Raw genomic sequence first — 25,534 nt, 5'->3', positions numbered from 1 at the left:
TCAGCGGGAGGTGACCGGGTCGTTGTCCTGTTCCGGGCCGTCGCCGTCGTCGGTGGCGGGGCCGATCTGGAGCTCGAAGTCACCGTCGTGGTGCTCGTGGCCGGCGATGACGGCCTTCTCCAGGACCTCCGTGCCGTGCTCGCCGCGCACGATCAGCGGGTCGTGGCGCAGGTCCCGCATGAGGGCCACGCACATGCCGATCATCACGATGGTGAACGGCGCCGCGACCAGGATCGTGAGGTTGCGCAGGCCGGTGAGCGCGTCGTCCGAGCCGTCGCCGATCAGCAGCATGACCGCACCGACGGCGCCGGTGACGATGCCCCAGAAGACCACGACGAACCGGCCGGGTTCGAGGGCGCCCTTCTGGGAGAGCGTGCCCATGACGATGGACGCGGCGTCGGCGCCCGACACGAAGAAGATCCCGACGAGGATCATCACGAGCAGGCTGGTCACGGTGGCGATCGGGTACTCGTGCAGCAGGCCGAAGAGCTGGGCCTCCTGGGACATCTCACCCTTGAGCCCACCGCGCTCGGAGACGGTCATGGCGGTGCCGCCGAAGACCGCGAACCAGATGAGGCTGACGGTGCTCGGCACCAGGATGACGCCGCCGACGAACTGACGGATCGTACGGCCGCGGCTGATCCGCGCGATGAACATGCCGACGAAGGGCGTCCAGGAGATCCACCAGGCCCAGTAGAAGACCGTCCAGCTGCTCAGCCAGTCCGCGACGCCCTTGCCGCTGGACGCCTCGGTGCGGCCGATGAGCTGCGGCAGGTCGTTCAGGTAGGCACCGATGGAGGTGGGCACCATGTCGAGGATGATGACCGTGGGGCCCGCGATGAAGACGAAGAGGACGAGCAGCCCGGCCAGCACCATGTTGATGTTGGAGAGCCACTGCACGCCCTTCTCCACACCGGAGATGGCGGACGCCACGAAGGCCAGCGTCAGCACGGCGATGATGACGACGAGCAGGCCGGTGCCCGCGTTCTCCATCCAGTCGAGGACCTCGATGCCGCTGCCGATCTGCAGGGCACCGAGTCCCAGCGAGGCGGCCGAGCCGAAGAGCGTGGCGAAGATGGCCAGGATGTCGATGACCCGGCCCCAGGCGCCATGTGCGTGCTTCTCGCCGATGAGCGGCTCGAAGACGGCGCTGATGGTCTGTCGCCGGTTGCGGCGGAAGGTGCTGTACGCGATGGCCAGGCCCACGACCGCGTAGATCGCCCACGGGTGGAGCGTCCAGTGGAAGAGGGTGGTGGCCATCGCGGTCTCCATGGCCGCGGGCGCGTCCGCCGGGTCGGTGCCCGGCGGTGGCGAGGTGAAGTGGGCCAGGGGCTCGCTCACTCCGTAGAACATCAGGCCGATGCCCATACCGGCGCTGAACATCATGGCGACCCAGGAGACGGTGCGGAACTCCGGGTCCTCACCCTCCCGTCCGAGGGTGATCTTTCCGTACCGGCTGACGGCCAGCCAGAGCGCGAAGACGACGAACCCGGTGGCGGTCAGCATGAAGAACCAACCGCCGTTGTGCATCAGACCGTTGAGCATGTCCGTGGAGACATTCTCGAGCGAGTCCGTCGACACCGCGCCCCAGACGACGAACGCGAGCGTGAGCACGGCGGTCACGCCGAACACCACCCGGTCCGTCTGTGGGGATCGGCCGCCGTGGTGGGGCGCCGTCATTTCCGACGCCCCTCCCCCGTCGTCCGCTTTATGCTGATCCTGCGTCACAAGTGACACCTTTCAAGGGGTCGGTATTGAGTCGAGACTTTGTTCTCCGTTACCCCCTACCACATGTGACGCACCTCTCACCTTTTCAACAGGCCATGTCGGGCGTACCTGTGACCATGTGATACGGCGCACGCTCGTCGAGCAGCAGCGGCACGAGGGCCCGCGCGGACTGCCGCAGCGGCACGTACGCGCCAGATTTGGTGCGCTTCACGGTGACTCCGTGCAGGGCCAGTTCGTCCTTGATGTCGCGGTACTGGTCGGCGCTCAGACGGTAGCCGCAGGGCGGGTCCTGGATGATCTCGGACGGCTCTGCGGGGTCGTTGTCGGCGCCCCCGATGTAGACCGGGCCGCGGTCGTGGAAGCCCTTGGCGCGGGCCGCTCCGGTGGCCGCCTCCAGCGCCCCGCGGCGCTCGTCCGTGAAGTCGAGCAGGCCGCCGAGCGCGGAGCGTTGGGACGTCACGCGGCGCCGGTTGTTCAGCGCCTCGTCCTTCTTCTCGGCGTCCGTGAGGGGATCGACGCGGCTCTCGATCAGCAGCCCGGCGGCGTGCTTGATGCCGGACATGTTGCGCAGGATGCGCTCCTGGCCGTCGCCCGCGGTCTGCTTGATGGGATCGCCGGTGACGGGGTCGGTCCAGATGCCGTACGTGCCCGTGCTGTACCCGTCGTGCTCGGCGGCCGGTCGCACGTACGCCTTCGACAGCGTCTGCGCCTCCCCGTGCACGGCCTCGTCGGTGTTGAGGTTGCGCGGCCAGAGGTCGAACAGGTCCTTCTCGTAGTACTTGGGAGTGGCCCCGTACTCGTGCAGGTCGTAGATGACGTCGGGCTTGCGGTCCCTGATCACCGCGGCCATGGCGCGGGCCTCTGCGGTCTGCAGGGCGAGGTGGTCGCGGTTGATGTCGGTGCCGTCGGAGTTGCCGCGGGTGTCGGCGGCACGTCCGTCGGGGTTGGCGGTCGGCACGACGAGGAGCGTGGTGCGGCTGAGGAAGCGTTTCGTCTTCTTGTCCTTCGCGTACGCCAGGTCGCGGATCGTGGACAGACACGCCTCGCGGCCCGACGGCTCGTCGCCGTGCTGGCTGCAGATCAGCAACACGGTGTTCTTCGCCGGGCGTTCGCCGATGCGCACCAGCTGCACGGGACGGTCCTGCTTGGTCGTGCCGATGCGGGCGACCGAGACCCGCTTCGTGGCCCGGTCCACGGTGGCGAGGAGGTCCTGTTCCTCGGGCTGCGTGGTCCAGCGCGCTCCGTTGGTCTCCTCGAATCCGGTACGGGGCGGGGTCGGCGTCGCCTGGGCGGGCGCTGTCAGGAAGGGCGCGGCGAGTGCGGCAGTGGCGCAGACGAGCGCCAGGGAGCGGGTGCGCGGAGTCATGAAGTACTGCCTCCCGGGATGGGGTTGATGCGACGCGGCGGGGCCACGCCGTCGAGACGGGATGCGCGGGGGATGACGGTTGCGGAGGTGGTGAACGCGCCCGCGCCGCCGACCAAGGGCAGTTTCGCCGAGGTGCGGGCCAGGTCGACGGTGAGCGTCGGGGTGTCGGCGGGGGGTTCGATCAGATTCCGGTCGGTGCCCGCCACGATCAGCGCGAGCCGGTGGCCCTTGGGCACGACGTGGTCGGTGGCGGCGAGGTCGAGGGTGATGGTGTGCGGCTTGCCCGGGGTGAGCGGGCGGCCGTGGCCCGCGTCGGCCCAGTTGCCGAGGTCGGCCCAGCCCCGGCTGAAGATCGTGTAGTCGACGTCGGCGGACTTCGCACGCGTCTCCTTGAAGCAGGAGCTGTCACCCGTGGTGCTCGCTCCCCAGCACGTGCGTTCGGGAAGGGTGGTGATGCCCTCGCCCGTGGCGGCGTAGTCCCGGATGGTGTCGGGGCCGAGGTCGACGAGGACCGCGGAGAGGTGCGCGGTGCGGGTCGTCGGGGTCGCGGTGACGGTCACCGTGGAGGAGCCGGACAGCCTGAGGTCACGGGCGAGCGGTTTGCTGGTGAAGCCCGCCTTCCCCGGTGTCGATGTGTCGATCTGCTCGGCCCAGGCCGTCTCGCTCAGGCGCGGGTCGTCGGTGAACGTCTCGGTGCCCTTGCCGGGCCGGGTGCCGAGGGTGCCGACGCCGGGCGCCGCGCCCTTGGCGGGGCGGAGCTGGACGGCGCGGGTGCCGCGCGGGGGCCAGACGCGGTCGGTGCTCCAGCGGTCCGGGGCGCGCTCGATGTCGGCCATCGGCTCGCGGTCGACTCCGTTGTCGTAGCCGAGGAGTTCATGGTCGAACCAGCGGTGCAGGGTGCGGACCCAGTCGGCGCGGCGGAAGTCGAAGGGGTCGACGTGGCCGGTCTGGCTGAGCCAGATCTTGCGGTCGACGCCGTTCTCGGCGAGCGCGTCCCACCACTGGCCGAAGTGCTTGGTGCGGACGTTGAGGTCCTGCATGCCGTGGACGACGAAGACGCTGGCGCGCACCTTGTCGGCGTCCGGGACGTGGTCGCGCTCGCTCCACAGCGGGGTCCAGTCGCCGGAGCGGGGTGCCCCGTCGACGAGGCGCTGCTGCACGGCGCCGCAGCGGGCGCGGGCCTCGGGGCTCTCCACGCCGTTCGCCAGCCGGTCGGGGCCGCTGCCGTAGAGCGGGGCGCCCTTGGCGAAGTAGTAGTCGTACCAGGAGGAGATCGCGCCGATCGGGACGATGGTCTTGAGGCCGCGCACTCCGGTTGCGGCCACGCCCTGCGCGACGGTCCCGTCGTAGCTCTTGCCGATCATTCCGGTGGCGCCGTTGGTCCAGGTGGCCTCCGTGCGTTCGCCGCCGGTGCGGCTGGTGTAGCCGTGGGCGCGGCCGTTCAGCCAGTCGACGACGGCCTTGGCGGAGCGGACGTCGGAGCGGCCGCCGACGTCGACGCAGCCGTCGGAGCGGTTCGTGCCCGCGAGGTCCACGGCGACGTAGCCGTAGCCGCGGGGCACGAAGTAGTTGTCGTAGTACAGCGGGAGCTGGACGGGGTCACCGTTCTCGTCGTACGTCTTCAGCTGGCTCTCGTTGCCGCGTCCGCAGCAGGAGTAGTACGGGCTCGCGTCCATGATCACGGGTATCCGGCGGCCCGTGCGGTCGAGTTCACGGGGTCTGACTATGTCGACGGCGACGCGGTCGGCCTTGCCGTCCGCGTCGCCGTCGAGCCCGATGTCGACCCATACGGATTCGCGTATCGCGTCCTCGTACGAGTACACGGGTCTGCTCTCGCCCGGCGTGCGCGGGGCCGGGGCGGCCCCCTGCGCTGCAACCGGGGACATGAGGGTGGCTATCAGGGCGGCCAGGGCCGCCGTCAGCAGCGTTCTCCACAGGATGCGGGTGCGTCGCGCACGTATCGGCATGGCGCGGAAGCTACACCGGTGAACTCCTGTGCGACAGAGGGCCGCATGCAGCAGCGACAGGTGCATGGGACATCCAGGCACATGTCGGCCGAATGGCAATCGTGTGACGTATGGGGCCATGGACATGACGCGTGCGGAAGGGGCTGAATAGGCTCCACGTTCAAGACGAAAAGATGTTGTGCCCCTACGACTTGGAGCTCTTGTGCACCGCAGACTCATCGCCCCGGGCGCTCTCGCGGCCTCTCTCCTGCTGGCGATCCCGGCATCGGCAGCGGACTTCTCCCCCGGGGCCCCGGGCATCGGCGACCCCTATTACCCGGCGAGCGGCAACGGCGGATACGACGTCTCGCACTACGACCTGCGGCTGAAGTACCAGCCCAAGACCGACCTGCTCGAAGGCACGGCGACGCTCAACGCCCGCACCACGCAGGACCTCTCGCGCTTCAACCTCGACTTCGGCCTCAAGGTCTCCGAGGTGCGGGTCAACGGCAAGAAGGCGAAGTTCGCGAAGACCGGCGACCAGGAGCTGGAGATCACGCCGTCGGCCGGACTGCCCAAGGGCACGCCGATCACGGTCGTCGTGCGGTACGCGGGCAAGCCGTCCGAGCTGAAGATCAACGGCTACAACGCCTGGCACCGCACGCCCGACGGCGGCGTCGCGGCGCAGGAGCCGGAGGCCGCCGTGTGGTGGTTCCCGTCCAACGACCACCCGCTGGACAAGGCGACGTACGACGTGTCGGTCTCGGTGCCGGACGGCACCCAGGCGATCTCCAACGGTGTGCTGCAGTCGCAGAGTTCCAAGCTCGGCTGGACCCGCTACAACTGGCGCTCCAACAAGCCGCAGGCCAGCTATCTGACCACGCTCGCGGTGGGCAAGTTCGACATCACGACCGACAAGACGGAGTCCGGCCTTCCGGTCCTCAACGCCTACAGCAAGGACCTCGGCGACAACGCGGGCTCCGCGCGGGCCAGCATCGAGCGGACGACCGAGGTCGCCGAGTGGCTCGAGACGCTCTACGGCAAGTACCCCTTCAACGCGCTCGGCGGCTACGTCCCGAACGTGAAGAGCAGCTACGCCCTGGAGACCCAGACCCGGCCCTTCTACAGCCCCTCCGCGTTCGCGAACGGCTCCAACGCCTCCATCGTGGTCCACGAGCTGGCCCACCAGTGGTACGGCGACAGCGTCTCCGTGGACGGCTGGAAGGACATCTGGGTCAACGAGGGCTTCGCCCGCTACAGCCAGTGGCTGTGGTCGGAGAAGGAGGGCGAGGGCACGGGGCAGGAGCTGGCGGACTACGTGTACGCCCAGCACCCCGCCGACGACCCGTTCTGGAAGGTCAAGCCGGGTGACCCGGGTCCGGACAAGCAGTTCGACATCGCGGTCTACGACCGGGGCGCACTGGCCCTGCAGGCCCTGCGCAACGAGGTCGGGGACGACACCTTCTTCGCCATCCTCAAGGGGTGGCCGCAGAAGCACGCGTACGGCAACGCCAAGGTGAACGACTTCGTGAAGTACGCGGAGAAGGTCTCGGGCAAGCCGCTCGCGGAGCTCTTCGACACCTGGCTCTACCAGCCGTCGCGCCCCGAGGCTCCCGCCGTGCGCGAGGCCGGGATCGCCCGGTCGGCGGCCGCCCCGGCCAAGCCGAAGTCGTGGAAGCAGATCGCGGCGACGAACGGCGTGCACGACCACGGGCACGATCACTGACGGTCTGCTGCGCCGCGCCGTCGGGGCTGGTTCCCGGCGGCGCGGCGGCGCGCTTGCCCTCTCAGCGCGCCTCGGCGTACGCCTCCAGGACGGCGTCCACGACCGCGTCCGGGTCCCGTACCGTCGGGAAGTGGTCGCTGTGCGCGAGCCGCACCAGACGGCAGCCCGGAATGCGCTGCGCCATCGTCTCGTTGACCCGGACCACCTCGGGCGCGTCGTGCTCCGCGATGACCAGGACGCACGGGACGTCGAGCTCGCCGAGCCGGTCGTACACGGGCGGGTCCGGCACCTGATGCGGCAGCACGGCGAACCACGCCGGGACCACCGCCTTGAGCAGCGCCATCACCTCGGGGTCGGCTCCGGTGCCCATCGCGGCGGACGAGCCCCGCACCAGCTCCACGATGCCGTCCACGTCGCCCGCCTCCGCGAGCCTGCCGACCTCGGCCATGAACTCGGGCGGCAGGAGCTCGTCGGCGCCGGTGACGCCCGGGACCACCAGGGCGAGGCTCGCCACCCGCGCGGGGTCGCGGAACGCGAGGCTGATGGCCGTCGCGCCGCCCATGCTCGATCCCACCAGGACGGCCCGGCCCACGCCGTAGTGGTCCAGGACGGCGATCAGGTCCTCGACCTGCGAGAAGGACGCGGTCGGGGCAGGCGACCTGCCGTAGCCGCGCGCGTCGTAGCGGATCACCCGGTGCCGCTCCGTGAGGCGCGGCAGGATGCGGTCCCAGAGGCGGGAGTCGCCCACGCCCGGGTGCAGAAGGACCAGGGGGAGGCTTTCGCCGCCCGTGCCGCTCGGTTCACCCGAGTCGTGCGACCACACTTCGCCGTCTTTGACCGAGACCATGACGTCCATGGCTGCGAGTCTCCGGGCGCGGGGTCCTGGCCGCCAGTGCTGTCGGCGGACGAGGGCGTGAATCCGTACGGCTAGCGGCCGGAACCCGTCGGATCGCTTCCCGGGTCTGTCCGTGGGTCGGTGCGGCGGTCGGGGTGTCGGCCGGTGCGCGGGTCCGTGCCCGGGTCGGTGCCCGGCGTGGCGCCCGGCGTGGTGCTCGGCGCCGCGGGAGGCCGCGCCGGAGGCCCGGTGAGCGGGTCGGCCGCGATGCGCCCCGCCACCTCGGAGGCCCACTCGGAGATCTGGCGGCGCAGTTCGGCCTCCGCCTCGGCGCGCTCCGCCTCCCCCCGGGCCTGTCCGGTGGCCGCAGGGCCGCCGCCTTCCCGGCGCCCGTGCCCGTGTCCGTGCGCCTCCGAGAGCAGCATCGTCGGGCTCGCTCTCCGACTGCCGGGCGGAGGCGGTTCCGTGGGGGCGAGGGCACGCGCGACGCGGGGCAGGAATCGTGCGAGAAGGAGCCAGAGCGCGCCGCACAGGACAGCGGCGAGCGCCAGCTCCTCGGCCCTCGGGTTGACCGGCCCGAGTTCCAGGGTGATGAACTGCATGTCGGAGCTCTACCCGCTCATCCGTGCACAACAACGCACACATGCAAGGCAGTTGTACGGAGAGGGTGCGGCCCTGGTCGGCGGCGGTCCGCCTCAGTCCCCGAAGTCGTACACCGTCACCGCGATCCCCCGCGCCACCAGGCGCTCGGCTATCAGCGGCTCGATGCGGGACCACTTGCCGCCCGCGAGCCCGCAGCCGATGCGCGGCATGTGCACGGAGGCGCCGAGCTCCTCGGCCTTGTCCGCCAGGGCGGCCAGGGCGGTGTCGATCGCCTCGTACCGCACGGGGACGCCCTTGCTGCCGGTGCGCATGCCCCGCTGCCCCACCATGTTGGCGACCCACAGGCCGCGGCCGACGTCGACGAACTGGACGGCGCCCAGGCCGAAGTCGTTCTTCGCGCGCTGCCGGTGCCAGGCGCGGTACGCCTTCTCCGGCTCGGGCCAGCGGCGCGAGACCGCGAGCACGAAGCCCTTCCCCCAGCCCCCGAGGTCGTTGCAGACGTGGGCGATCAGCTTGGTGCCCTTGCCGAACGGCGCGGTGGCGTCACCCCGGACATACGTGATCTCCGACATGACGCCACCGTACGGGCTGCCACTGACAGCCCAGGACTACCGGTCCTGCGGCCCCGTGAGGCTCTGGGCCTCGCGCGCCACCTTGCGCCGGACGCCGAACCAGCCCGCGACCAGGGCCAGGCCCACGATCGGGATGAGGAACAGCGTCTTGCGGCCGACCTCGGCGTCCTTCCACATCAGGCAGAGGACGGCGAGCAGGAAGGCGATCGTCACGTACTCGGTGACACCGCTGAAGGGGAGCTGGAACTTCGGCCGGGTGACCTCGCCGCGCTTGGCGGCGCGCACGAAGGCGAGGTGGCAGACCATGATCGTGATCCAGGTGCCGATGATGCCGAGCGAGGCCACGTTCAGGACGATCTCGAAGGCCTTGCCCGGGACCACCTTGTTGAGGCCGACGCCGACGACGCCGAGGGAGGCGGTGAGCAGGATGCCGCCGTAGGGGACCTGGTTGCGGTTCATCTTGGCGGTGAACTTCGGGGCGGAGCCCGACATCGCCATGGAGCGCAGGATGCGGCCGGTGGAGTACAGGCCGGAGTTGAGCGAGGACATGGCGGCGGTGAGGACCACGAAGTTCATGACGTCGCCCGCGGCCGGTACGCCGATCTTGGAGAGGACCGTCACGAACGGGCTCTGGTCGGCCGTGTACATCACGCCGGGCAGCAGCAGCGCGAGCAGCACCACGGAGCCGACGTAGAAGAGGCCGACGCGCCACATGATCGAGTTCACCGCGCGCGGGACGATCTTGTGCGGGTCCTTGGTCTCGCCCGCCGCGACGCCGACCAGTTCGAGGGAGGCGTACGCGAAGACGACGCCCTGCATGACGATCACGACCGGCATCAGGCCGTTCGGCATGAGGCCGCCGTGGTCGGTGATCATGTTGAGGCCGGGCGTCTCGCCGCCCACCTTGTGCTGGCTGGCGAGCAGCCAGATACCAATGATCATGAAGGCGCTCAGCGCGGCCACCTTGATGATCGAGAACCAGAACTCCATCTCGCCGAAGTACTTCACCGAGACGAGGTTCACCGCGAGCACGATCGCGAGGGCGATCAGCGCCAGCACCCACTGGGGTATGTCGGTGAAGAAGCTCCAGTAGTGCGTATAGAGCGCGATCGCCGTGATGTCCGCGATGCAGGTGGTCGACCAGTTGAGGAAGTACATCCAACCGGCGAAGAACGCGCCCTTCTCGCCGAGGAACTCACGCGCGTACGAGACGAACGAACCGGACGAGGGCCGGTAGAGGACCATCTCGCCGAGCGCCCTGACGACGAAGAACGCGAAGATGCCGCACACGAGGTAGGCAAGGGCGAGCGCGGGGCCCGCCGAGTGGAGGCGGCCGCCCGCCCCCAGGAAGAGGCCGGTGCCGATCGCGCCACCGATCGCGATCATGTTGACGTGACGGGCCTTGAGGTCCTTGCTGTATCCGGCGTCTCCCGCGTCCGCGGGGGCCTGGGTCGCATCCGTGCGGGGTGCGTCCAGGGTGGCCGAATCTACGGCTTCCTTGCTCACGTGGTGGATCTACTCTCTGGTGCCCGGAAGAGCTCCGGGGTCCGGATGTGCTCCGGTCCGCGCACCCCTGACGCGCGCGGACCGACGGGACACCTTCCCCCAGAGATCGCCCCCACGCGGTGGCGCACGTCACATAGCGGGACTTCTCACATGGTGGTCAAGGGGTGTACATACCCTCGATGACCTGCATGTACTTGTCACGGATCACCCTGCGGCGCAGCTTGAGGGATGGCGTCAGCTCGCCGGTCTCCGGTCCCCATTCCTCGGTGAGCAGCCGGTAGCGCTTGATCTGCTCGGTGCGGTTCAGACGCGCGTTGGCGGCCTCGACCGCGCGCGCCACCTCCGCCCGCACGGCCTCGTGGGTGGCCGGATCCCCCTCGATCCCGCGCGCGGCGGCCCAGGCGGGCGCCATCTCCTGGTCCAGGACGAGCAGCGCCACGAGATAGGAGCGGCCGTCCCCGTGGACGAGGGCCTGCCCTATCAGCGGGTGCTCCTTGAGCGTGTTCTCGACGAGGGCGGGCGAGACGTTCTTGCCCGTCGACGTCACGATCATTTCCTTCTTGCGGTCGGTGAGCCAGAGGTAGCCGTCCTCGTCGAGCCGCCCGATGTCCCCCGTGGCGAACCAGCCCTCCGCGTCGCGGGCGTCGTCGAGGCCTCCGTCGGGCCGCAGATAGCCGTCGAAGACGGTGGCGCCGCGCACCAGGATCTCGCCGTCCTCCGCGATGCGTACGTCGAGGCCCTCCAGCGGGCGGCCGACCGAGCCGAGCCGGAATCCGCCGGGACAGTTCGTCGTGACCACACCGGAGGTCTCGGTGAGCCCCCACGCATCCATGATCACCAGCCCGAATCCCGCCCAGAAGCGGGAGACGTCAAGCGGCATCGGCGCGGAGGCGCTCGCCGTCCACACGAGCCGGTCGAATCCGGCCAGCGCGAGCAGCGGATCGAGGACGTCCCGCCTGGCCCGCTCGTACGCGTCCTGCAGCTCCGCCGGGGGCTCCGCACCCCGCTCCCGGCAGGCGACGTGCGCGCGTGCCGTCTCGTTGGCGGCCTCGATGACCCGGCGCCGCTCCTCGGGCAGCCCGGCGAGCGCCGCCCGTACGGAGGCGGCGAGCTTCTCCCACACGCGCGGGACGCCGAAGAACTGGACCGGATGCAGCTCGCGCGCGGTGGCGGCCACCTGCGTGGGGTCGGCGCACAGATGGACGTGGCCCGCGCGCAGCACCGGCAGGTAGATGCCGAGCAGGCGCTCCGCGATGTGCGCGAAGGGCAGGTAGCAGATGTGTCCGACGTGCTCGGGGAACTCGATGACGCCGTCCAGGGCGATGCCGCCCAGGAGCAGGTTGCGGTGGGTGAGACGGACGCCTTTGGGGTCGCCCGTGGTGCCCGAGGTGTAGACGACGGTGAGGGCGTCGGTCGGGCGGTCCTCGCGCCACGCCTTCTCGAAGGCGTCCGGGTTGAAGAGGCGGCTGCCGGTGGCGTGCAGGGAGCCGTACGTGCGGTGCTCGCCCGCCTCGGCGGCCTCCACGACGACGAGGCGTTCCAGCGGGGCGGTGTCGTCCCCCAGGAGGGGCTCCCAGCGCGGCAGTTCGCGGGCGCCCTCGACGATCGCGAAGCGGGCCCGGCTGTGCCGGACGATGTGCGCGACCTGCTCGGGGGCCGCGGTGGCGTACACGGTGACGGGGACGGCGCCGAGGTGCACCAGGGCGAGGTCGCTCAGCCAGTGCTCGGGGCGGTTGCTCATCATCATCAGGACGTGTTCGCCGCGTTCGACGCCGAGCGCGGCGTAACCGGCGGCGAGGACCGCGACCTTGCGCCGCGCCTCGCGCCAGGTGAGCGTCGACCACTCCTCCCCCACGCGCCAGGAGAGCGCAGGAAGTTCGCCGTGGTCCTCGGCATTGCGGAGCAGCAGGGCGGGGAGCGTGATGTCGGCGGGGTCCCCGGGGAGTCGCAGGATCGTGGTCATGACCGCCTCCTGGTGCCATCGATTGGGCCGGAGGGTTTCACAACACTGGTGTGCCAGCAATACTGTTGCACCGGATTGACGCACGAAGCGGGGAGACGTCCCCCGAGCCGACCGGGGAGGGATGGCGCCGCCAATGACGACCGACACCGAGGGCGTCACGACCGAGGCCGAGGAGCCGACGCTCACGGTCGACGAACTCGCCGCGCGCGCGGGGGTGACGGTCCGCACCATCCGCTTCTACAGCACCAAGGGGCTGCTGCCGCCGCCGGTGATCGGCCCGCGCCGCGTCGGGCACTACGGCCAGGAGCACCTGTCCCGGCTCGCGCTCATCGAGGAGTTGCAGCACCAGGGCATGACGCTCGCCGCGATCGAGCGGTATCTGGAGCAACTGCCCGCCGACCTGAGCGCGCACGATCTGGCCATCCACCGCGCCCTGGTGGCGTCGTGGGCGCCCGACTCGGCGGAGGACGCCCCGCGCGCCGACCTCGAGCGCAGGGCGGGCCGCCCGCTCGGCGACGAGGACCTGGACCGGCTCGCGGCGATGGGCGTGGTCGCAAGGACGCAGGTCCCCGGGACGTACCGCGTGGACCCGGGCCTGTTGCGCCTGGGCGTGCAGCTCCTGGACGTGCCCATCGCGCACGAGACGATCCTGGCGGCGCGCACGGTCCTGATGGAGCACACGCGCTCGGCCGCGCACGAACTGTCCCGGCTCTTCCGGGACGAGGTCTGGGGGCCCTACCGCGAGCGCGAGTCGGACCCCGAGCACGTGGCGGCGATGCGGTCGCTCTCGGCGCACATGCAGCCGATGGTGGTGCAGGCGCTGGTGACCGCGTTCCAGCGCTCCCTCAAGGAGGAGCTGCGGGAGTGGCTCAAGGAAGGCTGAGCCACTGCCGCACCGGCCTCCGTCACACCTTGACGTGGGCCGCCGTCGCGCTCGGCGTCTCGTCCCGCGTGGCCTGCGCAAGCCGCTCGGCGTAGACCTCGGACAGGGCTGCCAGGTCCTTCCGTCCGGCCGCCCGGCCCGCGGTGTCCCGCAGGTCGAGCGTGCCGATGTACTCGCCCTGGCGGATCACCATCGTCACGGTGTTCCCCTTCGCCGACGACTTGTACGCGTAGACGGTGCTCTCGTCGCCCTGCGGAGCGCCGTCGAGAGCCGCGACCTCGCGCTTGTTGTGCTGCACGTAGCTCTCCCAGGAGGCGAAGGCCCGCTCGGCGGCACGGGTGTTCCGGTACGCGATCAGGTCGTAGCTCGCGCCCTCGGCCTTGTTCGCGGTGAGGTATCCCACCCGGCCGTTGGCGACGGCTCCCTTGCACTTGCCGCCCGGGTCCTTGCACAGGGAGGGGGCCTTGGCCCGGGTGTGCAGTTCCGTGCCGACGTGCCGCAGGGCGGCGGGCATCGTGTCGAGGGGCGGCAGGATCTCCTGGGCCCGGCGCGCGGCGCTCAGCGAGCCGGTACCGGTGCCGGTGCCCTTGCCGCCCGTCGCGCCGCCGACGGTCCGGCTGTGCGAGGAGGAGGATCCCCGCTTGTTCTTCTTCTTGTTCTTCTTTCCTCCGCAGCCGGTCAGGGCCAGCGAGAGGACCAGCACTCCGACGCCGACCGCACGCGTCGTTCCCCCGGTCGTGAACCGCACAGCGGTCACCCTTCAGTTGTCGTGATCATGACGTACGCCAGCATACGACGCGTCATGGCTGCCTCCGGTTCCACCCCTGACCAGGCAGAACCGGAGGCACCTGCGGGATCAGCCGTCGCTGAACTTCTCGCCGCTCTCCGCCTTTTCGACCAGCAGCGCGGGCGGCGCGAACCGGTCTCCGTAGCGCTCGGCGAGTTCACGCGCGCGTGCCACGAAGCCGGGCAGGCCGCCTTCGTAGCCGTTGATGTACTGCAGCACGCCGCCCGTCCAGCCCGGGAAGCCGATGCCGAGGATGGAGCCGATGTTGGCGTCGGCGACCGAGGTCAGGACGCCCTCCTCCACCAGGCGCACGGTGTCGAGCGCCTCGGAGAAGAGCATCCGCTCCTGCATGTCCTTGAACGGGATCTCGTGCCCCGGCTTGGTGAAGTGCTCGCGCAGCCCCGGCCAGAGCCCGGCGCGCTTGCCGTCCACGTACTCGTAGAAGCCCGCTCCCCCGCTCCTGCCGGGGCGCTCGAACTCGTCGACCATGCGGTCGATGACGGTGTCCGAGGGGTGGCCCGCCCAGGTGCCGCCCTCCGCCTCGACGGCCCGCTTGGTCTCGTTGCGGATCTTGCGGGGCAGCGTGAGGGTCAGCTCGTCCATGAGCGAGAGGACCTTCGCCGGGTATCCGGCCTGGGCCGCGGCCTGTTCGACGGAGGCGGGCTCGATGCCCTCGCCGACCATCGCGACGCCTTCGTTGATGAAGTGCCCGATGACGCGCGAGGTGAAGAAGCCGCGCGAGTCGTTGACGACGATCGGCGTCTTGTTGATCTGGCGCACCAGGTCGAAGGCGCGGGCCAGCGCCTCGTCGCCGGTCCGCTCGCCCTTGATGATCTCGACGAGCGGCATCTTGTCGACGGGCGAGAAGAAGTGCAGGCCGATGAAGTCGACAGGGCGGGAGACGCCCTCCGCCAGCGTGGTGATCGGCAGGGTGGAGGTGTTGGAGCAGAGCAGCGCGTCCGGCTCGATGACGTCCTGGATCTCCTGGAACACCTTGTGCTTGAGCGAGGTGTCCTCGAAGACCGCCTCGATCACGGCGTCGCAGCCCGCGAGGGCCTGCGGGTCCGCGGCCGGTGTGATGCGGGCCAGCAGCGCGTCCGCCTTCTCCCGGCTCGTACGGCCCTTGGCCACGGCCTTGTCACAGAGCTTCTCGGAGTAGCCCTTGCCCTTCTGCGCGGCCTCGGCCGACACGTCCTTCAGGACGACCTCGATGCCCGCGCGGGCGCACGAGTACGCGATGCCCGCGCCCATCATCCCGGCGCCGAGCACGGCGACCTTGCGGACCTGGCGCGGCTCGATGCCCTTGGGGCGGTTGGCGCCGGAGTTGACGGCCTGGAGGTCGAAGAAGAACGCCTGGATCATGTTCTTGGCGACCTGACCGGTGACCAGCTCGGTGAAGTACCGGGCCTCGATGGTCAGCGCGGTCTCGAAGTCGACCTGCGAGCCCTCGACGGCCGCCGCGAGGATGTTGCGCGGGGCCGGGTAGTTGGCGCCCGCCGTCTGCTTCTTGAGGTTGGCGGGGAAGGCGGGCAGGTTCGCCGCGAACTTCGGGTTGGCCGGGGTGCCGCCGGGGATGCGGTAGCCCGGCTTGTCCCAGGGCTGCTGCGACTCGGGGTTGGCGTCGATGAAGGCGCGGGCCTTCTCCAGCATCTCCTCGCGCGTGGCGGCCACTTCGTGGACGAGGCCGTTCTCCAGGGCGCGCTTCGGGTTGTACTGGGTGCCCTGGAGCAGCACCTTCAGGAGCGCGTCGGTGATGCCCATGAGGCGCACGGTACGGGTGACGCCGCCGCCCGCGGGGAGCAGGCCGAGGGTGACCTCGGGCAGGCCGATCTTGGAACCGGAGACGTCGAGGGCGACGCGGTGGTGCGAGGCGAGGGCGATCTCGTAACCGCCGCCGAGGGCCGCGCCGTTGATCGCGGCGACGACGGGCTTGCCCAGGGTCTCGATGCGGCGCAGCGAGTTCTTGATGGCGGTGCCCGCGTCGAACGCCTCCTGGGCGTTCTCCGGGCCGACCTTGATCATGTCCTTGAGGTCGCCACCCGCGAAGAAGGTCTTCTTGGCGGAGGTGTAGATGAACCCGCGGATGGCGTCCTTGTCGGCCTGGACGGCGGCCTCCGCGCGGTCGGCGATCGCCGCGATGGACTCCTTGAACGCCTGGTTCATGGTGTTCGCGGACTGGTTGGGGTCGTCCAGGACGAGGGTGACGACGCCGGTGTCGTCCTGTTCCCAGCGGATGGTCGTGCTCTCGGTCATGTCTCTTCTCCGTGAAGTCTGTGGCAGGCGGATTCTGGGGAGGGCGGCTGGGGTGTCGTGGCCGACTGACCGCCGGTGAGGGCTGGTCGCGCAGTTCCCCGCGCCCCTGAAAGGCGCACTGCGTGCGCCGTCTCAGCGGCCGTCGGGGAAAGGCGCGGCGCAGCCGCAGGGCTTCAGGCGCGCATCGCCGGAAAGGCTGCAGCGAAGCCCGCAGGCCTTCAAGGGCGCGTCGTGGGGAAGGCCGCGGCGGAGCCGCAGGCCTTTAGGGGCGCGGGGAACTGCGCGAGCGGCCACGGCGTACCCGCGGTCGGCGACGTACCCCAGCCCCTACGGCGCGTAGCCCTACAGCCGCTCGACGATCGTCGCGATGCCCATGCCGCCGCCCACGCACAACGTGGCCAGCCCGTACCGCTTGTCCTGGCGCTCCAGCTCGTCCACGAGCGTGCCCAGGATCATCGCCCCGGTCGCCCCCAGCGGGTGCCCGAGAGCGATCGCGCCACCGTTGACGTTCACCTTGTCCAGGGAGAGGCCCATGTCCTTGACGAAGCGCAGCACGACCGCGGCGAACGCCTCGTTGATCTCGACGAGGTCGATGTCGTCGATGGTGAGACCCGCCTTGGCGAGCGCCTTGCGCGTCGCGGGCGCGGGCCCGGTGAGCATGATGAGCGGGTCGGAGCCCGAGACGGCCGCGGAGACGATCCGCGCGCGCGGGGTGAGGCCGTAGCGCTCGCCGACCTCCTTCGTGCCGACGGCGACCAGCGACGCGCCGTCGACGATGCCGGAGGAGTTGCCCGCGTGGTGGACGTGGTCGATCTGCTCGATCCAGTGGTACTTCTGCAGCGCGACCGCGTCGAAGCCGCCCAGGTCGCCGATGTCCTTGAAGGACGGCTTCAGCCTGGCGAGGGAGTCGGCGGTGGTGCCGGGGCGCAGGTGCTCGTCGTGGTCGAGGACGACGAGGCCGTTGCGGTCCTTGACCGGCACGACGGACCTCGCGAAGCGGCCGTCCTTCCAGGCCGCGGCGGCGCGCTCCTGCGAGAGGGCCGCGTACTCGTCGACGTCGCGCCGCGAGAAGCCCTCGGCGGTGGCGATCAGGTCGGCGCCGATGCCCTGCGGCGCGAAGTCGGTCTCGAAGTTGGTCATCGGGTCGGCGAACCAGGCGCCGCCGTCGGAGGCCATCGGGACGCGCGACATCGATTCGACGCCGCCCGCGAGCACCAGGTCCTCCCAGCCCGAGCGGACCTTCATCGCGGCGAGGTTGACCGCTTCGAGGCCGGAGGCACAGAAGCGGTTCTCCTGGACACCGGCGACCGTGTCGGGCAGCCCGGCGGCGATGGCCGCGATCCGCGCGATGTCGGAGCCCTGGTCGCCGACCGGGCCCACCACGCCGAGGACGATGTCGTCGATGGCGGCCGGGTCGAGGCCGGGGAAGCGGGCCTGGATCTCGTGGATCAGGCCGACGACGAGGTCGATGGGCTTGGTCCCGTGCAGGGCGCCATTGGCCTTGCCGCGTCCGCGCGGGGTGCGGATCGCGTCGTATACGTACGCTTCGGTGGTCACGCGTGAGCCTTTCGGGGGTGTCCGGGAGGGTGTGTGGTGTCCGGAAGGGTGAGGGGTCCGGGAGGGCGGGGGTCAGCCGAGGAGGGAACGGCCGATGATCTCCTTCATGATCTCGGTCGTGCCGCCGTAGATGGTCTGGATGCGTCCATCGGTGAAGGCCTTGGCGACGCGGTACTCCGTCATGTAGCCATAGCCGCCGTGCAGTTGCAGACAGCGGTCGGCGACGCGTTTCTGCAGCTCGGTGGCCCACCACTTCGCCATCGACGCATGCACGGCGTCGAGTTCCCCGTTCGAGTGATCGACGATGCACCGGTCGAGGAACGTACGGGTGACGGCGCACTCGGTGGCCATCTCGGCGATCTCGAAGCGGATGTGCTGGAGCTTGGCGAGCGGGCGCCCGAAGGCCTCGCGCTCCTTCACGTACGTCGTGGTGATGTCCAGGAGGTGCTCGGCGGCGGCGATCCCGGCGACGGCTATGCCCATGCGCTCCTGCGCGAGGTTCGTCATCAGGTGGATGAAGGCGCCGTTCAGCTCGCCGAGCAGGTTCTCCTTGGGGACGCGTACGTCGTTGAAGAAGAGCTCGGCGGTGTCCTGGGACTTCTGGCCGATCTTGTCGAGGTTGCGGCCCCGCTCGAAGCCCTCCGCGCCCCGCTCGACGACGAGGAGGGACAGGCCGTGGGCGCCTCCTTCGGGGTTCGTCTTGGCGACGACGATGACGAGGTCGGCGAGGATGCCGTTCGAGATGAACGTCTTGGAGCCGTTGAGCACCCAGTGGTCGCCGCGGTCCTCGGCGGTGGTGCGGATGCCCTGGAGGTCGGAGCCCGCGCCCGGCTCGGTCATCGCGATGGCCGTGATGATCTCGCCGCTGCAGAAGCCGGGCAGCCAGCGCCGCTTCTGCTCGTCCGTGGCGAGGGAGGTCAGATAGGGGCCGATGATGTCGTTGTGCAGGCCGAGCGCGAGTCCGGCGGCCCCCGCGCGGGTGAACTCCTCGGCGAGGACCGCGGCGTAGCGGAAGTCTTCGTTGCCGCCGCCTCCGTACTCCTCAGGGACGGCGAGGCCGAGCAGCCCCTGCTTGCCGGCCGCGAGCCAGGCCTCGCGGGAGACGATGCCGTCCTTCTCCCACTGGTCGTAGTACGGGAGCACCTCCTTGGCGAGGAAGGTGCGGACGGTCTCGCGGAACGCGTCGTGCTCGGCGTCGAAGATCTGCCGTTTCATCTGTACGTGGCCTCCTGGAGCCCGGTGGGAAGCTGCGAGCCCGGTTAGAGCCAGCCCTTGACGGTTTCGATCGACTTGGCGGGTTCGGGGCCGACCGGGATGACGTTGAGCATGGTCACGCCCGCCTCACGGAAGGCCTCGACGCGCTCGCGTACGTAGCCCGCGGGCCCGCACAGCGACATGAGCTCGCAGAACTCGTCCGGGACGGCCGCTTCGGCCTCCTTCTTCTTCCCGGCCAGGTAGAGCTCCTGGATGCGTGCGGCTTCCTTCTCGTAGCCGTACGCGACCGCGAGGTCGTTGTAGAAGTTCTTCCCCTTGGCGCCCATGCCGCCTACGTAGAGGGCGATCTGCGGGCGGGCGAGGTCGCGCACGGCCGCCGCGTCGTCGCCGATGGCGAGCAGTCCCCCGGCGACGGTCTCCAGCGGTCCGAGGGCCGGATCGCGCTTCTCCTTGCCCTCGGCGAGCGAGGCGCCCCACACCTGGTGGGCCTTTTCCGGCAGGAAGAGGGTGGGCAGCCAGCCGTCGGCGATCTCGGCGGTCATGCGGACGTTGGCGGGGCCCAGGGAGGCGACGTACAGCGGGACTTCGGGGCGCACCGGCCGGGTGAGGATCTTCAGGGGCTTGCCCAGCCTGCCGCCCTTCTCCGGAGGCAGCGGCATGTCCGTGATGCCGTGGTGGTCGATGACTTCGCGGCGCAGGATGCGACGGGTCAGCTCGATGGCCTCGCGGGTGCGGCCGAGCGGCTTGTCGTACGCCTTGCCGTGCCAGCCCTCGACGACCTGGGGGCCCGAGGCGCCGAGCCCGATGATCGCGCGCCCGCCGGAGACGGCGTCGAGTCCCGCGGCGGTCTGGGCGATGAGGGCGGGGGTGCGGGAGTAGACGTTGAGGATGGCGGCGCCGATCTTCATGCGCTCGGTGCGCGCCGCCAGATAGCCCATGATCGTGGGCGAGTCGAAGCCGTACGCCTCCGCGACCCACACGGCGTCGAGGCCCGCGGACTCCAGGGCCGCGGCGTTGTCGGCCGCTTCGCGCGGGTCGCCCGCGTAGGCGAGCGGTGCCGAGATCTGCATCAGTGGTCTTCCTCTGCGGTTGCTTCGGTCGAGGGGCGCGCGAGGGCAGGTACGTCCCAGTCGCGGGCCACGTCGGCGGTGTCGGCGCCGGGCTGTGCGGGGCCGCTGCGGACCTGGGTCGGGGTCGCGGAGAAGCGGGGTGCGGGGGCGGGCTGGGTGATGCCGCCGTGGTCGGTGAAGGTGCCGCGGGCCGCGAGGTGCGGGTGTCCTGGCGCCTCGCGCAGGGACAGCACGGGCGCCACGCACGCGTCGGAGCCCTCGAAGACGGCCGTCCACTCGTCGCGCGTACGTTCCTTGAAGCGGGCGGCGACGGCGTCGCGCAGCTCGCCCCAGCGGGCCAGGTCCTTGCGGGCGGGCGCGTCGTCGGTCAGGCCGAGCAGGGCGATGAACTCGTCGTAGAACTGCTGCTCCAGGGAGCCGACGGCCATGTAGCCGCCGTCCGCGGTCTCGTACGTGCCGTAGAAGGGGCAGCCGCCGTCGAGGAGGTTGGCGCCGCGGCGGTCCTGCCAGCCACCGGCCGCGAGCATGCCGTGGATCATCGTGGAGAGGTGGGCCGCGCCGTCGACGATGGCCGCGTCCACCACCTGTCCCGCACCGTGCTCGCGCGCGTGGTGCAGCGCGGCGAGGATGCCGACGACGAGGTAGAGCGAGCCGCCCGCGTAGTCGCCCACGAGGTTCGCGGGGATCGCGGGCGGCTCGTCGGGGTTGCCGATCATGCCGAGGGTGCCGGTGATGGCGATGTACGCGATGTCGTGTCCGGCGCGGCGGGCGAGCGGTCCTTCCTGGCCCCAGCCGGTCATCCGGCCGTACACCAGCTTCGGATTGCGGGCGCGGCAGTCGTCGGGGCCGACCCCCAGACGCTCGGCCACGCCCGGCCGGTAGCCCTCGATGAGGACGTCGGCGCGCTCGACCAGGTCGAGGACGCGGGCCGCGCCGTCGGCCGCCTTGAGGTCGATGACGACGGAGCGTTTGTTGCGGTTGGTCACGTCGTACTCGGGGTTGATCGCGAGGCCGCCGCCGCCCGGCCGGTCGACGCGCACGACGTCGGCGCCGAGATCGGCCAGCAGCATGGCGGCGAACGGGCCGGGCCCGATGCCCGCCAGCTCCACCACGCGCACTCCGGCGAGCGGTCCGTGAACGCCCTTGCCCGGCACTGTCATTGAGCCCCCAGCACTGTGACACAACTGATGTAACACCAGTGATGCTAAGAACGTGTTCCACCGCGCACAAGCCCTTGACGAGCAAGCGCTTAGCCAATTCTGGCCCGCCCGGCCGCGGCATCCGTGCGGCGCCTAGCCTGAGCGCATGGATTCCGTACTGGTCAGCGCGTGTCTGCGGGGCGTTCCGTGCCGCTACGACGGCCGCGACAAGGCCTCGCCCGAGCTCGACGAAGCGGTGGCGGGCCGCGCGGTCGTGTCGTTCTGCCCGGAGGCCGCGGGAGGCCTGCCGACGCCGCGCCGCCCTGCCGAGCTCGTCGGCGGCGACGGCCACGACGTCCTGGACGGCACGGCCCGGGTGGTCGAGGACACCGGGCGCGACGTGACGGCGCAGTTCGTGGACGGCGCGCAGCGCGCACTGGCCGCCGCGCGCCACGGCGGGTGCACGGAGGCGCTCCTGATGCCGCGCAGCCCTTCGTGCGGCCGCGGGGCGGTGTACGACGGGTCGTTCGGCGGCAGGCTCGTGTCGGGGGACGGGGTCACGGCGGCGCTCCTGGAACGGCACGGCATCACGGTGCGGACGGCCCCCGGGGCGTGAACGCGCCAGGTCGTGGACACCTCCTGGAATCGGCGCCCGCCGCTCACGCTAGCCTCGGCCACCGACAACAGCGCGGGGCCCACGACGAAGAGGTGCCATGACCGGTCGTAAGAGCGAGAACAGCAACGTCAGCGAGCGCGCATACGACATCGTGCTCTTCGGAGCGACGGGTTTCGTGGGAGTGCTCACCGCCGAGCATCTCGCCGCCCACGCCCCCGAAGGGGTGCGATGGGCCATCGCCGGGCGCGACACCACGAAGCTGGAGGGGTTGCGGAAGCGGCTTTCCGCGATCAATCCGGCGTGCGCCGAACTCCCCCTGGTCCGCGCCGACGTGGCGGACCCCGCCTCCCTGCGGGACATGGCCGCCCACGCGCGCGTGATCGCCTCGACCGTCGGCCCGTACCTCACGTACGGACAGGAGCTCGTCGCGGCGTGCGCCGAATCGGGCACGGACTACGTGGACCTGACGGGTGAGCCGGAGTTCGTCGACCTCATGTACGTGAAGCACGACGCCCGCGCGCGGGAGACCGGCGCGCGGCTCGTGCACTCCTGCGGCTTCGACTCGGTCCCGCACGACCTGGGGGCCTACTTCACCGTGCAGCAGCTGCCCGAGGGGGTGCCGCTGCGCGTGGACGGGTTCGTCCGGGTGGGCGCGCGGTTCTCCGGCGGCACCTTCGCCTCCGCGCTCAACCAGTTCGGGCGGGGCCCGCAGATGCTGGCCGCCGCCAAGGACCGCCGACGGCACGAGCCGCGTTCGGTGGACCGCAAGGCGTACGCGCCGCCGGGCGCGCCCCGGTACGCGGGCGCGATCGGCGCGTGGGCCCTTCCCCTGCCGACGATCGACCCGCAGGTGGTGCAGCGCTCGGCGCGCGCCCTCGACCGGTACGGGCCGGACTTCCGCTACCGGCACTACGCGGCCGTGAAGACGCTGCCGGTGGCGCTGGGCGCTCCCGTGGCCCTCGGCGGCCTCCTCGCGGTGGCGCAACTGCCGCCCGCGCGGCGGTGGCTGTCCGCGCGCCTGAAGCCCGGCGACGGGCCGAGCGAGACGCGGCGGGCCTCGTCGTGGTTCTCGGTCAGGTTCGTCGGCGAGGGCGGCGGGAAGCGGGTGTTCACCGAGGTCTCGGGCGGCGACCCCGGTTACGACGAGACCGCGCGGATGCTGGGCGAGTCGGCCCTGTGCCTCGCCCTCGACTCCCTGCCGCCGACGGCGGGACAGGTCACCACGGCCGTGGCGATGGGCGACGCGCTGATCACCAGGCTGCGGGCGGCGGGGCTCTCGTTCCGGGTCGTCGCGGAGCAGGAGACACGCACTGAGCAGTAGACACGCCCCATGGAGATGCCCCGCACGGGAACGTGCGGGGCATCTCCATGGGTCCTGATGTGCGGAGGTCAGGCCACCGGCACCGGGTACGTCGGGTACTCCACCCCGGAGACGTACTGGACGACTCGGATGACCTGGCACGAGTAGCCGAACTCGTTGTCGTACCAGAGGTAGAGGATCGCGTTGTCGCCGTCGACCTTCGTGGCGCCCGCGTCGACGATCGAGGCGTGGCGCGAGCCGACGAAGTCCATCGACACCGCGTCGGGCGCCGTCGTGAAGTCGATCTGACGCTTCAGCGGCGAGTGCAGCGACACGTCGCGCAGGTGGTCGAGGACCTCTTCGCGGGTGGTCTCGCGGCCCAGGCGCAGGCTGAGGATGGCGATCGAGACGTCCGGCACGGGCACGCGGATCGAACTGCCGGTGATCGGGGCCTTGAGGTCGGGCAGCGCCTTCGCGACGGCGGAGGCGGCACCGGTCTCGGTGATGACCATGTTGAGCGGCGCGGAGCGGCCGCGGCGGTCGGCCTTATGGTAGTTGTCCAGCAGGTTCTGGTCGTTGGTGAACGAGTGGACGGTCTCCACGTGGCCGCGCACGACGCCGTACTCGTCCGCCATCGCCTTGAGCGGCGGGACGATCGCGTTGGTGGTGCAGGAGGCGCAGGACAGGATCTGCTCGTCCGGCTTGATCGTGTCGTGGTTGACCCCGTGCACGATGTTCGGGACGTCGCCCTTGCCGGGGGCGGTCAGGACGACCTTGTCGATGCCCGGGCGCAGGTGCTTGGAGAGGCCCTCGCGGTCGCGCCACTTGCCGGTGTTGTCGACGAGGATCGCGTCCTTGATGCCGTACGCCGTGTAGTCGACCTCGGACGGGTCGTTGGCGTAGATCACCTTGATCTCGTTGCCGTTGGCGACGATCGTGCTGTTCGCCTCGTCGACGGTGATCGTGCCCTGGAACTGGCCGTGGATCGAGTCGCGGCGCAGCAGCGAGGCGCGCTTCACCATGTCCTCGGCGGCCCGCTCGCCGCCCCCGCGCACGACGATGGCGCGCAGGCGCAGGCCGTTGCCCGAGCCGGACTTCTCGATGAGGAGACGGGCGACGAGGCGGCCGATGCGGCCGAAGCCGTACAGGACGACGTCGCGGCCCTCGCTGCGCTCGGCCTTGTTGGCGCCGATGGCACCGGCGACGGCCTCCGCGGTGAACTGCTCGACGGTCAGTCCGCGGTCGTCGGCCTTGTGGGCCTCCGCCAGCAGGGCGAGGTCGATCTGCGACGGGCCGAGGTCCAGCGTGGTGAGGGCCTGCAGGAACGGCAGCGTCTCGGTGACCGAGAGCTCCTGACCGGCGATCTGCCGGGCGAATCGGTGGGTCTTCAGGATGCTGACCACCGACTTGTTCACCAAGGAGCGGCTGTGCAGCAGGACCGTCACGTCCCGCTCGCGGTGCAGCTTCCCGATGATCGGGATCATCGACTCCGCGATCTCCTCGCGGTGCTTCCAATTGGTGAACGAGTCGTCATTGACAGTCACAGGAGTATCTTTCGAGCTAGGCGGCGCTCATATGCTAACCCGCTCACCTTTGCGCCTCTCAACCGGCTGCTTCCCGCAGCACGGAGCGGCACAGCGCGTCCGCGCGCCGCGTCGACTCCGGAAGCCGGTAGCGGGGCGTGAGCCGCAGGGCGTGCTCGCAGGCGTTGGGCAGCGTCACCCGGTGTCCCGCCGAGACGAAGACCGGCTTCACGCCCTCCCGCGTGCGCAGCGCACGGCCCACCTCCTCCGCGCCGTCGAGGAGCGGCGCCGCGCTCCCCCGCGGGGCGGCCGGATCTTCGTACGCGAAGGCGAAGGGGTTCTTGGCGACGCCCATCGTCGGCAGTCCCGTCAGGACGCCGAGATGGCTCGCGAGGCCGAAGCGGCGCGGGTGGGCGATGCCGTAGCCGTCGCAGACGACGAGTCCGGGGTCGGACCGCAGCCCGGCGAGTGCGGTGAGCACCGTGGGGATCTCGCGGAACGCCAGCAGGCCGGGCACATAGGGGAACGTCACCGTGCCGACCGCCGTCGCCTCCTCGACCACGTCGAGCGTCGCGGCGTCGAGGACGACGACCGCCGCGGCGACGATGTCCCGCTCGTCGTCGTAGGCGACGTCCACGCCGGTCACCCGCCCGGTGCCGGGCGGCGGGCCCGTTTCGTCGAGGACGACGCGGGTGCGCAGTTCGTCCTGGACGGCGCGCGCCGTCCGCTCGTCGGTGGGCCAGTCGGAGGGCGTCGCGTAGCTGGTCATAGTGCCGGGAAGCCTAGTTGGCGCGGAATCGCCCCTCGCTTCGGCCGACCGTGGCGGTCGGGGGCGACCGGCATTAAAGACGCGTAAAGATTGCCGGGTTCTGGCAATGAACGGCTCGGGTCCGGTATGTCACCATCCTTCCGTACCGAGGTGGACGGCTCGACGGGGGAAGTGATC

At 70.6% G+C, this 25,534-nt stretch carries 20 protein-coding genes; 4 read left to right on the top strand and 16 right to left on the bottom strand.

What is annotated here, in order from left to right; all coding sequences use genetic code 11:
* The 3 genes from ABZV77_RS22565 to ABZV77_RS22555 all read right to left on the bottom strand — a co-directional run bounded on the left by ABZV77_RS22565 (position 1) and on the right by ABZV77_RS22555 (position 5,061).
* Positions 1-1,680 (bottom strand): BCCT family transporter, encoded by a 1,680-nt coding sequence (locus ABZV77_RS22565; protein WP_356259585.1) that lies wholly within the window; start codon positions 1,678-1,680, stop codon positions 1-3.
* 133 nt (positions 1,681-1,813) lie between these two features.
* A complete protein-coding gene (locus ABZV77_RS22560) occupies positions 1,814-3,094 on the bottom strand; it encodes a M14 family metallocarboxypeptidase (protein WP_356259584.1) in 1,281 nt (426 codons plus the stop codon).
* Entirely contained in the window at positions 3,091-5,061 is a 1,971-nt protein-coding gene (locus tag ABZV77_RS22555; protein ID WP_356259582.1) for a Xaa-Pro dipeptidyl-peptidase, read from the bottom strand. Before ABZV77_RS22555 ends, ABZV77_RS22560 begins: the two co-directional genes overlap by 4 nt.
* 202 nt (positions 5,062-5,263) lie before the next feature.
* Here ABZV77_RS22555 and ABZV77_RS22550 point away from each other — a divergent pair, with 202 nt between their 5' ends.
* The gene (locus ABZV77_RS22550) at positions 5,264-6,766 is read left to right on the top strand and encodes a M1 family metallopeptidase (protein WP_356259579.1); all 1,503 of its coding nucleotides are present in this window, start codon (positions 5,264-5,266) and stop codon (positions 6,764-6,766) included.
* Positions 6,767-6,827: 61 nt separating this feature from the next.
* Here the strand turns inward: ABZV77_RS22550 and ABZV77_RS22545 are convergent, their stop codons facing one another.
* The 5 genes from ABZV77_RS22545 to ABZV77_RS22525 all read right to left on the bottom strand — a co-directional run bounded on the left by ABZV77_RS22545 (position 6,828) and on the right by ABZV77_RS22525 (position 12,245).
* On the bottom strand, positions 6,828-7,622 hold the full coding sequence (locus tag ABZV77_RS22545) for an alpha/beta fold hydrolase (RefSeq protein ID WP_356259577.1): 795 nt from the start codon (positions 7,620-7,622) through the stop codon (positions 6,828-6,830).
* 71 nt (positions 7,623-7,693) lie between these two features.
* Entirely contained in the window at positions 7,694-8,203 is a 510-nt protein-coding gene (locus ABZV77_RS22540) for a hypothetical protein (protein ID WP_356259575.1), read from the bottom strand.
* Positions 8,204-8,296: 93 nt separating this feature from the next.
* Positions 8,297-8,776: a macro domain-containing protein gene (locus tag ABZV77_RS22535; protein WP_356259573.1), complete on the bottom strand. Its 480-nt coding sequence runs from the start codon at positions 8,774-8,776 to the stop codon at positions 8,297-8,299.
* Between the two features lie 36 nt (positions 8,777-8,812).
* Positions 8,813-10,282: an amino acid permease gene (locus ABZV77_RS22530; protein ID WP_356259570.1), complete on the bottom strand. Its 1,470-nt coding sequence runs from the start codon at positions 10,280-10,282 to the stop codon at positions 8,813-8,815.
* A 157-nt stretch (positions 10,283-10,439) separates the two neighbouring features.
* Complete coding sequence (locus tag ABZV77_RS22525; RefSeq protein WP_356259568.1) at positions 10,440-12,245, bottom strand: AMP-dependent synthetase/ligase; 1,806 nt, start codon at positions 12,243-12,245, stop codon at positions 10,440-10,442.
* 133 nt (positions 12,246-12,378) lie between these two features.
* Between ABZV77_RS22525 and ABZV77_RS22520 the strand changes: the two genes are divergently transcribed.
* Entirely contained in the window at positions 12,379-13,128 is a 750-nt protein-coding gene (locus ABZV77_RS22520) for a MerR family transcriptional regulator (RefSeq protein WP_356259565.1), read from the top strand.
* Positions 13,129-13,150: 22 nt separating this feature from the next.
* Here ABZV77_RS22520 and ABZV77_RS22515 read toward each other — a convergent pair whose 3' ends face one another.
* The 6 genes from ABZV77_RS22515 to ABZV77_RS22490 form a co-directional block, all read right to left on the bottom strand.
* Positions 13,151-13,876 (bottom strand): hypothetical protein, encoded by a 726-nt coding sequence (locus ABZV77_RS22515; protein WP_356259563.1) that lies wholly within the window; start codon positions 13,874-13,876, stop codon positions 13,151-13,153.
* A gap of 108 nt (positions 13,877-13,984) precedes the next feature.
* A complete protein-coding gene (locus ABZV77_RS22510) occupies positions 13,985-16,168 on the bottom strand; it encodes a 3-hydroxyacyl-CoA dehydrogenase NAD-binding domain-containing protein (protein ID WP_356259561.1) in 2,184 nt (727 codons plus the stop codon).
* 342 nt (positions 16,169-16,510) lie between these two features.
* Positions 16,511-17,725, bottom strand: a complete 1,215-nt coding sequence (locus ABZV77_RS22505) for an acetyl-CoA C-acetyltransferase (RefSeq protein WP_356259558.1) — start codon at positions 17,723-17,725, stop codon at positions 16,511-16,513.
* Positions 17,726-17,797: 72 nt separating this feature from the next.
* A complete protein-coding gene (locus ABZV77_RS22500; RefSeq protein ID WP_356259555.1) occupies positions 17,798-18,940 on the bottom strand; it encodes an acyl-CoA dehydrogenase family protein in 1,143 nt (380 codons plus the stop codon).
* Between the two features lie 44 nt (positions 18,941-18,984).
* Complete coding sequence (locus ABZV77_RS22495) at positions 18,985-20,010, bottom strand: LLM class F420-dependent oxidoreductase (protein WP_356259553.1); 1,026 nt, start codon at positions 20,008-20,010, stop codon at positions 18,985-18,987.
* Positions 20,010-21,170, bottom strand: a complete 1,161-nt coding sequence (locus ABZV77_RS22490) for a CaiB/BaiF CoA-transferase family protein (protein WP_356259550.1) — start codon at positions 21,168-21,170, stop codon at positions 20,010-20,012. The genes ABZV77_RS22495 and ABZV77_RS22490 overlap by 1 nt, the downstream gene beginning before the upstream one ends.
* 145 nt (positions 21,171-21,315) lie before the next feature.
* Between ABZV77_RS22490 and ABZV77_RS22485 the strand changes: the two genes are divergently transcribed.
* Positions 21,316-21,765: a DUF523 domain-containing protein gene (locus tag ABZV77_RS22485; RefSeq protein WP_356259547.1), complete on the top strand. Its 450-nt coding sequence runs from the start codon at positions 21,316-21,318 to the stop codon at positions 21,763-21,765.
* A gap of 97 nt (positions 21,766-21,862) precedes the next feature.
* Complete coding sequence (locus ABZV77_RS22480) at positions 21,863-23,086, top strand: saccharopine dehydrogenase NADP-binding domain-containing protein (RefSeq protein ID WP_356259545.1); 1,224 nt, start codon at positions 21,863-21,865, stop codon at positions 23,084-23,086.
* Between the two features lie 68 nt (positions 23,087-23,154).
* On the opposite strand, the gene ABZV77_RS22475 is transcribed toward ABZV77_RS22480, so the two are convergent.
* The gene (locus ABZV77_RS22475; protein WP_356259542.1) at positions 23,155-24,609 is read right to left on the bottom strand and encodes a glyceraldehyde-3-phosphate dehydrogenase; all 1,455 of its coding nucleotides are present in this window, start codon (positions 24,607-24,609) and stop codon (positions 23,155-23,157) included.
* A gap of 58 nt (positions 24,610-24,667) precedes the next feature.
* Positions 24,668-25,357, bottom strand: a complete 690-nt coding sequence (locus ABZV77_RS22470; RefSeq protein ID WP_356259540.1) for an endonuclease V — start codon at positions 25,355-25,357, stop codon at positions 24,668-24,670.
* Positions 25,358-25,534: the final 177 nt, after the last annotated feature.

Source organism: Streptomyces sp. NPDC004732 (assembly GCF_040609235.1).
Taxonomy (GTDB): Bacteria; Actinomycetota; Actinomycetes; order Streptomycetales; family Streptomycetaceae; genus Streptomyces.
The sequence above is the reverse complement of the archived record's forward strand: the minus strand, read 5'-3'. Positions and strand labels throughout refer to the sequence as shown.